Source organism: Chitinophaga pendula (assembly GCF_020386615.1).
Lineage (GTDB): Bacteria > Bacteroidota > Bacteroidia > Chitinophagales > Chitinophagaceae > Chitinophaga > Chitinophaga pendula.
Window position 1 is genome coordinate 799567 of the sequence record NZ_CP077769.1, and the last position, 16259, is coordinate 815825.

At 48.5% G+C, this 16259-nt stretch carries 11 protein-coding genes; 10 read left to right on the plus strand and 1 reads right to left on the minus strand.

The features are described from left to right. Positions 1-13 precede the first annotated feature (13 nt). The 10 genes from KTO58_RS03250 (at position 14) to KTO58_RS03295 (ending at position 13454) form a co-directional block, all read left to right on the plus strand. The gene (locus tag KTO58_RS03250) at positions 14-1717 is read left to right on the plus strand and encodes a DUF4397 domain-containing protein (protein ID WP_095840762.1); all 1704 of its coding nucleotides are present in this window, start codon (positions 14-16) and stop codon (positions 1715-1717) included. Positions 1718-1738: 21 nt separating this feature from the next. Further along, positions 1739-2905: a hypothetical protein gene (locus tag KTO58_RS03255; protein ID WP_095840761.1), complete on the plus strand. Its 1167-nt coding sequence runs from the start codon at positions 1739-1741 to the stop codon at positions 2903-2905. A gap of 22 nt (positions 2906-2927) precedes the next feature. Next, positions 2928-4010 (plus strand): fasciclin domain-containing protein, encoded by a 1083-nt coding sequence (locus KTO58_RS03260; protein ID WP_198315035.1) that lies wholly within the window; start codon positions 2928-2930, stop codon positions 4008-4010. A gap of 37 nt (positions 4011-4047) precedes the next feature. Further along, positions 4048-5283, plus strand: a complete 1236-nt coding sequence (locus KTO58_RS03265) for a fasciclin domain-containing protein (RefSeq protein ID WP_157753215.1) — start codon at positions 4048-4050, stop codon at positions 5281-5283. 39 nt (positions 5284-5322) lie between these two features. Next, positions 5323-6300: a fasciclin domain-containing protein gene (locus tag KTO58_RS03270; protein ID WP_095840758.1), complete on the plus strand. Its 978-nt coding sequence runs from the start codon at positions 5323-5325 to the stop codon at positions 6298-6300. A gap of 24 nt (positions 6301-6324) precedes the next feature. Then, positions 6325-9597: a TonB-dependent receptor gene (locus KTO58_RS03275; protein ID WP_095840757.1), complete on the plus strand. Its 3273-nt coding sequence runs from the start codon at positions 6325-6327 to the stop codon at positions 9595-9597. Between the two features lie 27 nt (positions 9598-9624). Beyond that, positions 9625-11820: an IPT/TIG domain-containing protein gene (locus KTO58_RS03280; protein WP_095840756.1), complete on the plus strand. Its 2196-nt coding sequence runs from the start codon at positions 9625-9627 to the stop codon at positions 11818-11820. A gap of 193 nt (positions 11821-12013) precedes the next feature. Further along, the gene (locus tag KTO58_RS03285; RefSeq protein WP_095840754.1) at positions 12014-12217 is read left to right on the plus strand and encodes a hypothetical protein; all 204 of its coding nucleotides are present in this window, start codon (positions 12014-12016) and stop codon (positions 12215-12217) included. Positions 12218-12308: 91 nt separating this feature from the next. Next, the gene (locus tag KTO58_RS03290) at positions 12309-12848 is read left to right on the plus strand and encodes a TetR/AcrR family transcriptional regulator (protein WP_095840753.1); all 540 of its coding nucleotides are present in this window, start codon (positions 12309-12311) and stop codon (positions 12846-12848) included. 192 nt (positions 12849-13040) lie between these two features. Further along, positions 13041-13454 (plus strand): nuclear transport factor 2 family protein, encoded by a 414-nt coding sequence (locus tag KTO58_RS03295; RefSeq protein WP_095840752.1) that lies wholly within the window; start codon positions 13041-13043, stop codon positions 13452-13454. Between the two features lie 39 nt (positions 13455-13493). On the opposite strand, the gene KTO58_RS03300 is transcribed toward KTO58_RS03295, so the two are convergent. After that, positions 13494-16172, minus strand: coding sequence for a putative LPS assembly protein LptD (locus KTO58_RS03300; RefSeq protein ID WP_095840751.1), 2679 nt, complete (start codon positions 16170-16172; stop codon positions 13494-13496). Between the last annotated feature and the right edge of the window lie 87 nt (positions 16173-16259).

Sequence of the window (16259 nt, forward strand, 5' to 3'; positions counted from 1 at the left end):
TAATTGCAAAAAGATGAAGAGATCATTACACTATATAATCGGAGTACTGTTAGGCACAGGCGCATTATTCTCCTGTACCAAAAAAACAGACTTCTCGTACGACAACAGGGTCAACCCTGCCGCAGATGCTAACTCCAGTATCCGCATTGTCAACCTGAGAGCCGCCAATGAGTTGTCCATCAACGGCGAACAACTAACCTCCTTCCTGCAACCGACTGTAGAGGGTGGTTATGATGGTCGTAATACGATCCCCAGGCCTTACTTCCCTGAGACAGGAAGGATGGGGCTTACTTTCACCGTACCGCAACGCCTGGTTAGCGCAGATGGCAAAGCACACAATGTGCAGTTTGCTTCCTTTAGCCGCAATTGGGGCCTGCCGCTGACAAGGGGTTTCGAAATGAAAGATGACTATAACCAGCCTAAAGACTATTACTTCACCTATTTCTCTCCCAACCAGGGAACACTGCAGGATTCCGTATTTGAAATACCTCGTCCGGCTGCCACACCGGCTAAACCAGACCACTTTAAAATAAGATTGGTCAACCTGACCGCTAACACCGATCGGCTGACCGGACCTCTTATACTCACATTCGCTGACGGAACACCGGTACCGGGCGTAGGAGAGATAGCCGTTGGAAAGTATTCCGAGTATGTAGAACTCCCTTATGGTACCTACCAGTTCAGGGTATTTACCGCAGATGGACACGCACTGCCAGGAGTAGGTGGTAGCGCTCGTGACCTGAACACCATCGACCCACAATATGGTAGCATCATGCTGAGCGGCAACCGGAACCTTCCCGTCGTAAACGGATATGTAGACAGCTACCTGTCATATGCCACTATCCGCTCTTTTCAACCGGGTGGCATATACACGATCGCCGCCGCGGCCATGCCCAGTTTTAGAACACCTTCAAGCTTGGGAAGCCCGGAAACAATGGTCTTAAAAATGAATGGTTACCGGATTATCACCGATGCAGAGCCCCTGAATAACACCTATGCCAGGGTACAGGCAATCAATGTCATGTACGGACAGGAAGTAACCGTTACCGTTAATAATAAACAACTGTCTCCGGCATTATCCTACACAACAGCATCTCCCTATAGCATCATGATTGCGGGTAACTATCAGATACAGGTAAAAGATAAGTCCGGGAAACTTCTGCTGGAGAAAACCCTGACGTTAGCTCCCCTGGATAATATCACGGCCTGGATATATGCCAATGAAGATGGAACCGCTGGCCTCAGCCTCGTTGCTAACAATCTCAGTGGTAAATACTATAGCGGCAATGGCAGCGTAGAGGATGGTACTTACAGCTCCTACAAAGATGAATTCCCGATCTGGATACGGTTTATGCATTTCGGCGAAGGCCTACAGGAACTCACCCTGGGACAGGAAAATAACCTGCTGTTTAACCCGGCTGCCCGCCATCTGCTGCTAGGACAACCAGTACAGTCTGCTCCCTATGTTATGTTTGATGCCGGCTTCTATACCTCCCTGCAGGCATTCGCCTCTCAGCCCAATGTATTGCCGGGCGACCGGTTACGTACCGTTGCAGCACTGCCTAGCACCGCATTTATCAGCAATCCGGCCATGTATAAACGCGGCGTACCAAAAAGTGAAGCTGGCATATTTACCGTAGCCCTCGTGGGCAGCCTCAAACCAGATGCACCGGCCGCCGCCAAAGCAAAGCTGATGGTATTCAAACATAATCAATAAGCAGCTCCAACTCTAAAGACTATGACAATACATACATACAATAAAATAGCGCTGCTCCTGCTGTTGCTGATGGCAGGCGTCAGCAGCTGCCGGAAGACAGACTTCAATACCATAGAAAGTCCTGCCTACATCCGTGTCTTTAATAACCTGGACTATCAGATAACGATCGATACCAAAGACATTCCTTTGCCTTTCCTCACTATGCTTGTAGATCCTGAAGTGGATGCGAATGGAATACCGGTTAAAGCGGCTATCACCGGCGACTTCCTCGACAAAAGAGTAGCCTGGGCACGTCCGTATCCAGATGGCGCCAACACCACCTTATACCAGACAGAATACCCGGGCAGCGCCAAAGTACTGGCAGGCCCTATCCTCAACGGATACGATCTGTCCAGCTGGGCACAAGTACCAGCCGGCAAACATCGTATTATGTTCATGAGCCGCCCGCTGAATAATACGCCTTTCTTCGACTTATCTGACGACCTGCGTAAGATCGTCATGATCGATACCGTCATTGACCTCAGCTCCAGAGAAGTATATACCATGCATATACTGGAGAAGGACATTGCAACAAAAGCACCGGGTCTTTACATCCGTAACGAAAGTTTCGTCCGCCAACCAATTTCTGATTCATTGGTATACGTGAACTTTTACAACCTCAGCTCCATAGGTTTTTATGAAAGAGGAAAAGTCAATAGTGATTTATTGAACCAGCGTATCATGGACACCATGAATGTATACTATACGCTTGGCCGGGCGAATGGTGATTTTATTCCCGGACAGCAAGATGTATTAATGGGCGCAGTACTGCGTTCACAAGATCCGAAAGTAGCACCCTATTACAGTTTTCCGCTGTTTGCCGATACTACTGCTTCCAGGATATATGCAGGTAATTCTTTTCAGTTATTTACGTTCCTCTCCCCGGCATATACACCGGAAAGCAATCCGTTTTTACATATCATGGGAGAAAGTAATGGCCGCTTCTCTACTTATGCAGTCGGGCCAATACCAGCCCATGTCTCCGTTGCGCATAAAACCCTGGCAGATCAACTGACAGGCATGGTGGTTACGGTTCGCTCCGGAGCGTATTTTAACCGGTCCTTCGCTACCGTAAATACCGTTGAATTCGTAAACGGCAAATTCTATATCATGACCATACAACGGAAATACGAACCGCCAGTGTATTAATGGATCGCCCAAAATGAACAATATGAAACGTACAATATATTTTATACTCTTCCTCTGCATAGGGCTGGCACAATACAGCTGCAAAAAGGAAGACCTCACCGTACCCAAAGATCGCAGTGCCTTGCCCAGATCAATGGGTGACTTTATCCGAAATAACTACGACCTCAGTTTGTTATCGGCAGCATTACAACAGACAGGATTATTGGATAGCCTCAACCAGGGTGGTCCATATACCTTCTTTGCCCCCGATAACAAAGCCTTTCAGGAATGGGGCGTTAATAGCGCGGATGACTTCGCAAAAATGAATAAAGATAGTCTCCGCTTTGCATTGAAATACCATATCACCATCGGACGCCTGTACCTGGCCGAAATGCCTTTACAACTAGGTGTCAGGTATCCTTCTCTGGCAGGACCGGATATGTATGTATCTACAGCCAACGAACAGGGGAGGCCGCAAACGCCTAATGCGTTCAAAGTATTGCGTGTTAATGGCGCAGTGGTATTCAACGATACCAAAAGAGATATCCCCGTCGCCAACGGCGTAATACACGTAATTCGTAAAGTACAGAAATATAATCCGGGTACCCTACAGGACCAGATAGCCGCTGATACCAGCCTGTCACTTTTTAAATTGGCCATGCAACAGTTCGAACATTGGGAATTACTGAAAGGCGCAGGCCCCTATACCATATTCGCACCGTCTAATCAGGCGTTCCTCCAATATGGCCTAACGGCCGACAGCTTGAGAAAGATCAATGCCGGCGATTTCCAGCCTGTTATGATGGGAATATATGTACTAATGGGTAATAAGAAACGCATATTCGCCTCCGACTGGAACCAGATCAACGATCCTTATGCTGTTTACACAAATGATCTCCACGTCGGCGACTTCTATATCCGTCCTTACTATAGCTTTAACCAGTATTGGGCAATAGAAGAAAGTTATGTGGCAACGGCCGATAAAGACGGACAACGGGGAATATATGGTCCACCACAGGTCAACTTCGTAGATGGACCAACAAGAGGAATGGATTACGTTGCTGCTAATGGCGTGCTGCATAAAATAGATGCCCTGATGCTGTACCCCAATGCCTTCAGAAAATAACCTTCAAATTATTGACAACGTATAAATGAACAAAAAGATGTGTGCAAGAACGTTACGCAATAACACCAAATACTACCAGCGGATGTGCATATGCGCAGTATGGCTGATAGTACTGATATCAGCCTGTCGCAAACAGGATATTGAACCAGACCCTGTAGGGGAACCAGTGCCTTATACCGGCCCGGCGAAATCCCTGGAAACAACACTTTTTCAGACGTCTAATACCCTCTTTATCGCTGCCTGGAAGCGTGCCGATATGACCGGCAGACTACATAAGCTGGACAGCAGAACTTTTACCCTGTTCGTGCCAACAGATGATGCCATGAAAGCAGCAGGATGGACCCTCGGGAAAATTAATACAACATTACCAGATACACTGAATGCATTGCTGGCTTATTATATCGCAGATAGAAATGTAGCCCCGGCCAGCCTGGCAACCATAAAGGGTAATATAGCATTGGCCAGCTTACGTACCTCGGCAGACGTTCCCGAATATTCAATAGCCTCTCCCTATACCTACCTGCTGTTCACCGGCATTCATAAGGATAGCTTGTGGATGAATGGATACCCGGTGAGCAAATGGGGTAATGCGATCGAATCAACATCCGGTACCCTCTATACCATCAATCGTATGCTGCCGCTTCCGCAAATGGACATGCTCGCATACCTGCAATCAGATGAACGTTTCAGCTTCTACCTGGAAGCATGCCGCATCAACGATAGCTTGTATATAGAGAAAAACCCCTGGTATAATACACAGCAAACATTAACACTTTTGAATCCTAATCCAAAGTATGGAGGCCAGTACACATTGTTTGCTCCTACCAACGAAGCATTTAAAAAGAGCGGTCTTCAATCTATCGAAGACATCCGGGCGCTGGCATGTCGCACCTTGCCGATCGGCGATGCGCATAACGATGAGGAATCATATTATGTAGATCCGCTCACCTCTCTGGACTCTATCTTATTACCGCATAAAATGAACTTCCAGGGTGAATCCGGTCCTTACAACCCGTCGGGAAAACCCGCACATCCCGCCTTCTTTTATAATGACCTACTCGATAATACGGCTATCAGCGGTATGATGCTGAGACTTGGACAGGTGGGCAGCAGCCGTCCGCTGATGTTCAACCTGGAATTCACCAGTAAGAATGGCCAGGTATATGTCAGAAGGCAAGGCGCAAAAGTAGCGCCTATGCCATTGGTACAACATGATATCCAGGTACTCAATGGTGTCATCCATGTACTCAATGACGGCCTGCTCGTTCCCTAAGGCCAGGCACTCTTTTTATATCATACAAAAAAGTAATCAATGAAACGAATCATATATGCCGGATGTTTGCTGTGGATATTGGCTGCTTGCAACAAAGACAAAACGCAGGAATTGTCAGCAGCAGAAACCAACCGTCTCACTTACGTGATCGCGGACAACTTCTTTAACTTTTCCACCTTCAATGCCGCCATGCGTCGCACCGGCTTTGAAACCAAACTGGCAGATCCCGGTCCCTATACAATACTACTGCCGGATAATAACGCCTTCCTGAGTGCCGGTTATGCAAATGCCAATGCCATCAATAACGAAAGCATGACCGTGCTGCAACCGATGATCAGTTATCACATCCTTACCGGTATCTGGGAACTGAATAAATTACCTTTTTCCTTTAATCAGGAACTGACTACCACCGCAGGTACCAAAATGTATATCACCCGCTGGGTCAAAAACAAAGACACCATCCTGACGGTCAACGGAAGCAGGATCACCACGTACAACCTCCCAGCCAGCAACGGCCTGATACAGGTAATGAATACCGTACTGCAACCACTTGTATTTAACAACCTGAGCAACGCCGTCGCCGGAGATACCTCCCTCACCTTTCTCAATATGGCACTACAACAGGCAGGGTTGAAAGAACTGCTGGCCGGTAAAGAACCATATACCATTTTTGCACCTACCAACGATGCATTTCGCGCCCTTGGTTTTCCTACCACAGACAGCGTAGGCGCAACAGATCCTGCCGTATTGAAGAAAATGCTGTATTACACCATTTTCAATGGTCGCAAGTTTATCTACGATTATATCCTTACCACCGACAATACCGAACAGACAGAACAGGCCATGCTGAACGGTAAGAACGTGATCGTCCGACTGCTGAAGTCCGGTGTACAATACACCAGCGTCTCTTTAAAAGGTTCTGGTAATACTAGCGTCGTAAATATCAAAAAAGCAAATCGCCTCACCGGGAATGGTGTACTGCATATCGTAGACCAGCTGCTCAAAGAGAACCAATAAACTATACACTTTAATAAAGTCAGGATGAAGCAAATATTTTACATATTAACTACCATCATGGTACTATTGGGGATCAACGTGCAGACAATGGCCCAGGAAACCAACGGTACCTTGAGCGGACAAGTAACAGATATAAAACAGGGCGCATTGCCAGGTGCTACCGTAGTAGCAGTACACACACCTTCGGGTACACGGTATGGCGCAATCACCGATAAAGATGGCCGCTTCTTTTTACCGGGACTACGTATTGGTGGCCCCTATCAGGTAACCACTACTATGATGGGCATGGAATCACAACAGAGAGGTCCCTTTACCGTACGCCTCGGTGAGCCTTTGCAACTCAATATAGTAATGCCGGAAGCTGGCAAACAATTGTCCGAAGTAGTGATCAAAGGTGCTAAAGCTGGCCCGCGTGCCAATACCACCGGCGCCGGTCAGAACATCTCCCGCCTCCAGGTAGCTGCTATGCCTACCATCTCCCGCAGCATACAAGACATCACGAAACTGGTTCCTCAAGGATCAAAAGACAATGCTTTCGCAGGTACCAACTTCCGGTACAATAACGTAACAATCGATGGTGCGATCAACAATGACGCGATCGGCTTCAGCCCCTCTGTGGGAGGGATCACCGGCACCTCCGGTATGCCAGGATCAAGTACCCGCAGCAACGCCATATCGCTGGATGCCATCGAAGACATACAGGTGTACCTCGCACCTTTCGATGTGAAGATCGGTAACTTCACCGGCGGAAGTATCAACGCCGTCACCCGCAGTGGTACCAACAAAGTAACCGGTTCCGTATACGCCTTCGGTCGCAACGCCGCCATCACGGGAAAAGATAAAGTAGGCTCCCTGGGCAAAATGCCGTCCGGCTTTCAAGACTACCAGATAGGTGCCAGAGTAGGACTCCCCATCATAAAAGACAAATTGTTCCTCTTCACCAATGAAGAGATCACTAAACGACAAGACCCCACACAACTCATGGCAGGACAAAAAGAGACCGCCGATATCCTGAGCGCCAAAGATGCCAACGATATTCGAGAGTCTACCATCGCCCGCTATGGTAAATCATTCGACCCGGGCACAGCTGGAAATTACAACGCCACGTCCCAGTCCGTTAAATTCTTCAATCGCATCGACTGGAACATCAACGACAAACACCAACTGGCTATACGCAACAATACCATCCGCTCTAAAGCATTATTACTCGACCGCGATCAGCAGGATTTTCGCTTCAGCAGCATGGCTTATGAACAAGTCAACAACCAAAGCTCTACCGTAGCCGAACTGAAATCGCGCTGGAATAACCAACTGTCCAACAGCCTGATCATCGGCTACAGCCAAGTACACGACCAGCGTAGCCCTACCGCCGATCCTTCATTACCACAGGTACAGATCATGGGCCGCGCTCCTGGTACCACCATCTACCTCGGCACCGATAGAGAAGCGTCCATCTTCAATATGAAACAAAGGACCATCGAAATCACCGATAACATTACCTGGCATAAAGGCAAACATACCTTCCTCTTCGGTACACACAACGAGCTATATCATATCGACTATGGGTTCGTAAACAGCTGGAATGGAAGAGTAGACTATCTCAATATCGAAGACTACCTGAACAATATACCTTATCGCGTACGTGGTAGCTACAACTACCATAATAATGACAGGAACTATATACTGGCGCATCCGGAGGCAAAATTCAATGTCAATATGTTCAGCCTCTACGCCCAGGATGAAATACAACTGACCAATAGACTGAAATTAATACCGGGCCTGCGTGCGGACTATACAATGCTGCCGGAAAAACCGGCTATAAGTGAATTTACCCGCAACGCCATGACAGATGATTATTTTGGCACCACTTATAATTATACGCCGCTCAACCGTATCAACAATGGTTATCTGAATAAAGTACAACTCTCTCCAAGATTAGGATTCCGATTCGACTGGACCGGCGATCAGCACCTTATATTAAGAGGGGGTACCGGCCTGTTCACTGGTCGTATTCCCTTCGCATGGCTGGCATACGCTTATTATAATAATGGTATCAACTATGGTTCCTATGACCAGAAGGCAGATACCAAACCGTTCGCACCAGGCACCGATCCCGTACGCCCAGGCCCCAATGGCATAGCCGATTTCATCGGTGCCAACGGTGCTGTAACCAATCACCCATATGCCGGCAAAACACAGGTGGATGTACTCGACAACCAATTCGTAATGCCACAGGTATGGCGCAGCAGCCTCGCCCTGGACTATACCACTGATAATGGATATAAATTCGGTATCGAAGGTATCCTGACCAAAACGACCAAAGATGTCATGTTCCAGCAGATCAATATCAAAGATGATCCCAGGTATTATGGATATGACCAGCAACACCAGCAACCGGTATACAGTGGCACAGTAGATCCCCGCTTCTCCAATGCTTACCAGCTTAGCAATACAAAAAAAGGATTCCGTTATAGCATTACAGGTACTGCCAGCCGTACATTCCCCATGGGCCTGTATGCATCACTAGCATACACCTATGGCAAATCCAAAGATATTTCCAACGGTATCCGTAACTCCATGGAAAGTAACTGGCAACTCAATCAGGCACTCAATCCTAACAATCCGGACCTCGCATATTCCAACTTTGATATCCGGCATCGTATAGTAGCCAACTTTAGCTACCACAAAGCCTGGAACACCTCCTGGATAACTACCATCAGCCTGTTCGCCACCGCACAGTCAGGCAGCCCGTTCACCTATGGTATCGTTAACAACAGTATCCAGGGCCTGCCACAACAGGTAAGCCTCGTATACATCCCGCAGAAAGAGGACGCTATCCGGTACTTCCAGAATTATACCAATACCGCCGGACAAGTGATCACCGCCGCCGAACAGGCGAATGCTTTCAATAAATACATAGATGAGGATAAATACCTGCGCCGCCGTAGAGGTAACTTTACCGAACGTAACGCCGGCCGCACTCCCTGGAACATACAGGCCGATCTGCACCTCGCACAGGAATATCATTTCTCAAAAACACCAGGTAGCCACTTCCTCACTTTTACATTGGATGTGATCAACCTGACCAACCTGCTCAGCAGCAATTGGGGCCGCATGTATTTCTCTCCAAATACATTCAACTCCACCGCCAGCGTAGGCCTTACACCGCTGTTCCCCGGCCGCCAGAACCCGGGCAGCTATCCCGTGTTTGCTTATCGCAATCCGGGTAAACCCTATGCAGTCGACTTCTTCCAGTCAAGAGCACAAATGCAACTGGGCCTAAGATATTCCTTCTAACAGATCATTACTAATAGCATACAGATCATGAAACATTATTTATACATACTCCTCAGCTGTTTACTCCTGGCCACCGCCTGTAAGCGGAACAAACAGGATGAAATGAACGTGCCACTGGCGGTCCGGTCTTTCTGGCCCAACAGCGGTAATGCAGGTACGATCGTAACATTCAAAGGTACCGGCTTCAGCAGGACAGCGAACGAAAATGAGATCAGCTTTAACGGTACCCCTGCCAATGTAGTCGATGTAAATGATACCAGCCTCATCGTACTCGCCCCTTCCGGTGGTAATACCGGCGAAATCACCGTTAAAGTGAATGGCAAACAGGCAACCGCTGGATTATATACCTATCAGCAACTGAGTATTAAAGGCGCCAGCCCGCTGAATGGCCCCGCAGGTACCAACGTGTCTATCAGGGGTAGCGGCTTCAATAGCATCTCCTCACCGGCAACTGTATACGTAAATGGTATAACAGCATTGGTCACCAGTATGAGCGATAGCCTGCTCGTAGTAGCTGTACCGATAGATGCCGGTAGCGGCGCCATTAAAGTAAAAGTAGAAGGCAGGGAGGTAAATGGCCCAGATTTCCGCTTCCAGAAGATCAGCCGTATTAAACCGCTACGTGGTGGCAAAGGCACACAGGTAAAGATCAGTGGCCAGGGATTTGATGCCGCCGTAGCCACTAACTTCATCGACTTTAATGGTAAACCGGGCAGAGTGATCAGCGCCACCGAAACCGAACTGGTAGTCGCCACACCGGATGAGGTAGCCACCGGCCCACTCAGTGTCACCATCAACGGACAACGTACCGTAGGCCCCATATTCACCGTAATACCACCACCGGTGTTAACAGCCGTAACGCCCCTAAGCAGCCCCGTAGGCGCTACCGTTACACTCACAGGTAAAAACTTCAGCCCCGAAACAGACGAAAACGATATCCTCTTCAATGGCATAAAAGCAACCGTTAAATCCGCCAGCGATAACCAGCTAACGGTACTCGTACCTGCCGGAGCCGGTAGCGCCAACATGCACATTAACGTAAATGGTCAAACGACGGAAGGCCCGCTGTTCAAAGAACAACAACTAGGGGTAATATCCCTCCTGCCCGATAACGGCCTGGAAGGTACAGAAGTGAAAATATCGGGTCTTGGCTTCAGTACCACTCCGGCCAACAACATCGTCACTTTCAATGGTGTCGCTGTTACCGTATTGAATGCAACCGAAACTACCCTGACCGTTAAAGCGCCCGCTGGCGTCACCACCGGCACCCTGGATGTAAAAGTGGGTAACCTCAGCGCCACCGGCCCCTTGTTCAGAAGGGCAGGCGTAATGACACTGGCCGGCGGTACCAGCGGCACCTCCTTCAATGATCCCGCCGGACTCGTAGTCGATGCACAGGGATACCTCTATACAGGAGACAACAACCAAATCAAAAAAGTATCGCCCACAGGCATCATCACCCACTTCGCCGGTAGCCTCGCAGGTAATAAAGGAAACCTCGACGGAAAAGGCGCCGCCGCGCTATTCAATAACCCGCGCTCCCTCGTAATGGACGCCCAGGAGAATATCTATCTCATCGACGGCGACTTCCAACGTACTTTCGTCCGCAAGGTGACAAAGGATGGGAGCGTAGTGACGATCTACGATGTAGCGGGTAGCATGCCGGCAGGACTGGCAGTATCCGCGTCAGGAAGGATTTATGTGACAAAGTTATACCAGGGTATATTCCGGCTGGAAGACAACCGTAGCCTCACGCGCTTGGGCAACGGCGTACATACTATAGAATATCCAATGGCCATAGACGGCGCTGGTAATATTTACTATACCGGTGGCGATTATTACAACCCCTTCATGATGAAACTGACGACCGATGGCAACTACATACTGCACGCAGGAAGTATGACCGAAACAGGATTCGTAGATGGAGATAAAGCAACCGCAAGATTATTCGGACCCGCCAGCGTAATCTATGATGCCGCCAATAATAACTTCCTGGTCACAGATGCCAGCGCACAGGCGCTACGCATGATAGGCGCCGATGGTAGTATAAAAACCATCACCGGCGCTGGCGGCACCATGCAGCCCTTCAAACCAGGATACGTCGATGGTACACTCGATGCCGCCTATTTCCGTAACCCGACCCATCTTTGTATAGACAGAAAAGGAGATATCTATATATTGGATAAAGGCAACAAAGCAATCCGCAAAGTATTCTTAAAGTAAAAAAGTGCAGATTAGATAAGGACGGGCTGTCTTCTTCGGAAGATAGCCCTTTTTTAATATTACCTGTAACGCGCCCGCAGTACCGGATAGTATATTTATATAGCCGGCCAACCCTAATTCCATATCACAACATCCAACATTCACCGCCTGGCATAACCACCTGTTTTTTCCACCGTTTAAAATACACTCATCCATGAAAAAGCTACCTATTCAGCAGTCCTTACTGACCAGAGACCAACTTGCTGCCATCCATGGTGGCGGCCAATCCAATGCCCGCGGCCCTTACTGTACAGAAGGCTCGTCAGATGCCTGCACCGCCGCCAGATGCAAAAACGCCATCCTCTACGCCTGGCTCGTATGCCGCGCCATCTGTGTCGCCCAATGCGACCTCACCTGATCGCCCGGACCCGCCAAACAAAACACGACACATGAACGTAACGACAGATCGATCCGGCTAGATCGATCTGTCTTTTTTTTACCTTTGGACCATGAAGAAAGCTAGTGACCCAAAGACACGGATACTGGAAACTGCCGGAGAACTGTTCTACAAACAAGGATACCATGCCACCGGTATTAACCAGGTGATACAGGAAGCAGAGGTGGCCAGGGCCAGCCTCTACCTGCATTTTCCTTCCAAAGAAGCACTGCTGATCGCCTTCCTCGAAAAACGCCATACCTACTGGTTCGAACGCCTCCATAATTACATCGCCACTGCCAAAAGCCCGCGCCAACAACTGCTGGCAGCTTTCGATTTCTTGCAGGCCATGAACGAAGAAGAAGACTACCGCGGCTGCGCCTTCCTCAACATCCTCTCCGAAATGAATAGCCAGGACCAGGAAGCCCTCTCCCTCATACGTTCACATAAACAAGACCTTCGGGACTTCCTCGCTAACCTCATGGAAGGAACTTCCCCTTCCGCAAAAAAACAGGTATACCTGCTCTTCGAAGCAGCGATCGTAGAAAGTCAGCTCTTCCATGATGCCTGGCCCATCACAGAAGCAAAAAAAGCCGTAAAAGAGATCATATAAAATGGGGCGGCAGCAGCAGGGCACTACCCGGCTCAAACAAGTGGCAGCCTCCCAGGATATCAGCCAGAATGAAACGCCTGCATATCACCATCCACAACGCCAGCTACCAGCAAGATAAATAATAAAGATAGACCGATCTGTCTGTTTTACTGTTTTAAACCCTACCTTTGATGCAGTAAAAACCGACTCACCATGCAAAAACGATTGCCGCTTCCTCCATTCACCTACCAAAGCGCTTTACAGAAAGTACAACTGGCAGAAGATGCCTGGAATAGTAAAGACCCTGAACGGGTATCCCTGGTATATACCCCTGACACAGAATGGCGTAACCGCGATCAGTTCATCAACGGACGTGACCAGGTTGTCACATTCCTATGTCGCAAATGGGAGAAAGAACTGGACTATAAACTCAAAAAGGAACTGTGGAGTTATACAGACAACCGCATCGCCGTACGATTCGAATATGAATGGCACAATGCCGAAGGACAATGGTTCCGCTCTTATGGCAACGAAATGTGGGAGTTCAACGAAGATGGGTATATGCAGCGCCGCTTCGCATCTATCAATGATGTCGCTATCGAAGAGAAAGATCGTAAGTTCATCTGAAAATAAGTACCGTAGTAGCTTACGGGCTGCCAACAGTACTTACAGGTCATAGAACTGGCGGGTCCTGTTAATACGTAGATCACGGAGTAAACCTGACTTAGCCGTGATAGAAATACTGAATTGACGGACAAACCCGTAGGGAACAAGGTTAATAGCCAGGTTGAAATCATGCAGGTCACGGGTGATATACATAGTCGTATAAGCGATCTGTTTCTTAATGAAATCAATCCCACTGGTCACCCCCAGCTTCCATTTCGGCGTAATGTTCATATCTCCGTTGAAACTGAGATACTGCACAAAACTGTAGACCAGTCCGCCGGCCAGCGCATTGATCTGTTTACTGTAGGTCAGACTATACGATATATCTAACCGCCAGGCAATATCAAAGTCCGCATACTCGCCGGGATTATTACGCATCCGTTGCAGTTGCTGCTGCTGTGCAGCATACGCCGCATCTGTCGGCTGTGTACTGGCCGCCTGATCGATCTCGGCCTCCTTTTTCTTACTCTTGCCATCGTTGGATTGGAAAGAAGTACTCAACGATACCGATGCATTCGTGAGCCTGCCCAGGCTTAGTTGCCCTGCCTGCCATACATACCGGTCCTGCCGGATACCTTGTGCATCCACTACATATGGATCTATCGTACCGTTGGCCGAAATATTCAATTTATCGAATAAAGTGCTACGTGCATAAATACCGAACGTACCCAACTTGAATGAGTCAGCCATCAGGTTGTAGCCGCCCGTGATACCAAATCCATCTAATATCTTGATCTTTTTCTCCCTACGTCCGCTGGTGTCTTTTTTAGAGGCCACCTTCATCTCCAGGTTATTATCTATCTGGAAGTTAATACCGCCGAACGTTCCTTCTGATGGTACGCCTATCACCGAGTTGGGAAAATAAGAGATACGCTGCGTGGCGCCGCTTTTGTTGTACTGTACATTTTGATAATAGACGGCTGCCAGGTCAGGTTTATAGTTAGCACTGATGCTGGGCCTTACCAAGTGCCGGATCGCCTTTATACGGGAGCCCTTCCGGAAAGTATAACGGCCGTCGATCGTCGTCGTAACGGAAACACTGAAACTAACCTCCCGCGCAGTATAGAAACCAACAACAGCGCTGGTATCAATACCGCCTATAGAGTCCGCATTGACTACCTTATCAGGATTCCACTTCAACGTGGTCTTACGGGTATACCAATATTCATTGTAACTGATGCCGGGCGTGAAAGTGAAGTTTTTGAATACCGGGATGGAGAAGGAGAGCGGAATACTATGTTGCACACCCGCCTGCCAACGGTCAAACATACCGGGTTTCAGGAATAGACTGTCTTTGAAATCCACCCGGTTACGGAATTGTGCATTGTAAGACAAACCGATCTTATGATACCATTTCGTAACACCGGTCATCTCCCTAGGTTGAAATGGATAAAGTGTATTCACCGTAAACGATCCGTCCGGAAAAGTGATGTTTACATCCCGCGTAGTAGTCACCTGACTGTGATTCATGCTCATCGTCAGGTTAAATGGTTTGCCCTGCCAGGTCTTGGAAAAGTTGATGGAAGAGTTCATTGTATTGTTCACATGACCGGCATAGTCCGTCACATTGAATCGGTTATAACTGGAGGTGCCAAAGTTGACCTGCGCGCCAAAATTAATCCCGGGCCGGGCTTTACCGTCCATCGTATGGTTCCACGTCACCCGGAAATCCCGGGATCGTGTGAACTCCGCAGCGATCTTAGGGTCGCCTCCCACCAGCGTGTTCGCCATGTTGATCGTAAGGCCGCCGTTATATTGGTAGCGTTGCCGGTAGGTCGGACTGGCCGTTAGGCTCCAGCTGCCATAAGAATATACAGAGCCGCGTACTGTTAGATCAAAGTGTTCGCCCATCCCCAGGTAGTACCCTCCGTTTTCTAACCCAACCCCTTTCTGCTGACTGGTTACGAACTCCGGTGGTAAAATACCCGATCGCTGACCATGGGTAATAGGGAAGATGGCAAATGGAATGAAAAGTGGAGTAGGGATACCTTCTATCTCCAGGTTCGCCGCTCCCGAAATGATCAGCTTATCAGGGATCACCTTGATCTTACGGGCACGGAACTGGAAATGAGGAGTATCCAGGTTACAGGTAGTGAATGCATTACCGAAACCAAAGATGTCGCCGTCCTGCTGCCGTTTCGATTCCCGGCTCATCACGAAGGCCTCCCCATACTGCGCACGCGTACGGTATATCTTGGCCCGTTGCGATCCCAGATGATAGCGCAAAGTATCCGATTCAAAACTTTGCCCGGTCTGGTTCATGACCGGCAACTCCGTTTTTTTACCTGCCGTATCGTTGGCCGGGGAGGCTTCCATAATACCCGATCGCTGCTCGTAAGTGATATGGCCCGCATCCAGCTTCATCTCTTTGTATTGCGTATTCGCCTTACCGTAAAGATGGATACGTTTCTCCGGTACCACCAGCACCATAGAGTCTTTCGCCTTATAGTGAACAGGCGCGTCGAGTTTACTGTTAGACAACTTATAAGCAATGCTATCGCCTGGTGGAACAGTATCTTTCACCGGCAACGTATCTGCCGGAAAATGACTGTTTGAACGCGCACGAGGAGCTGCTGCCGTCGATACAATAAGGATGGCAACACCGGAAAGTGCCGGCAATAGAAAACCCAGTTGCTGCACCTGTCTGTAACAGACATTTACAACATGAATGATAAACAAGGTAATGGTAATTAAGGTCCTGCTAAATGATGTTCGATGTTTTAGTCTTCATCTCCTCTTGCTGTCAAAAGAGGTAACAGGTAAACG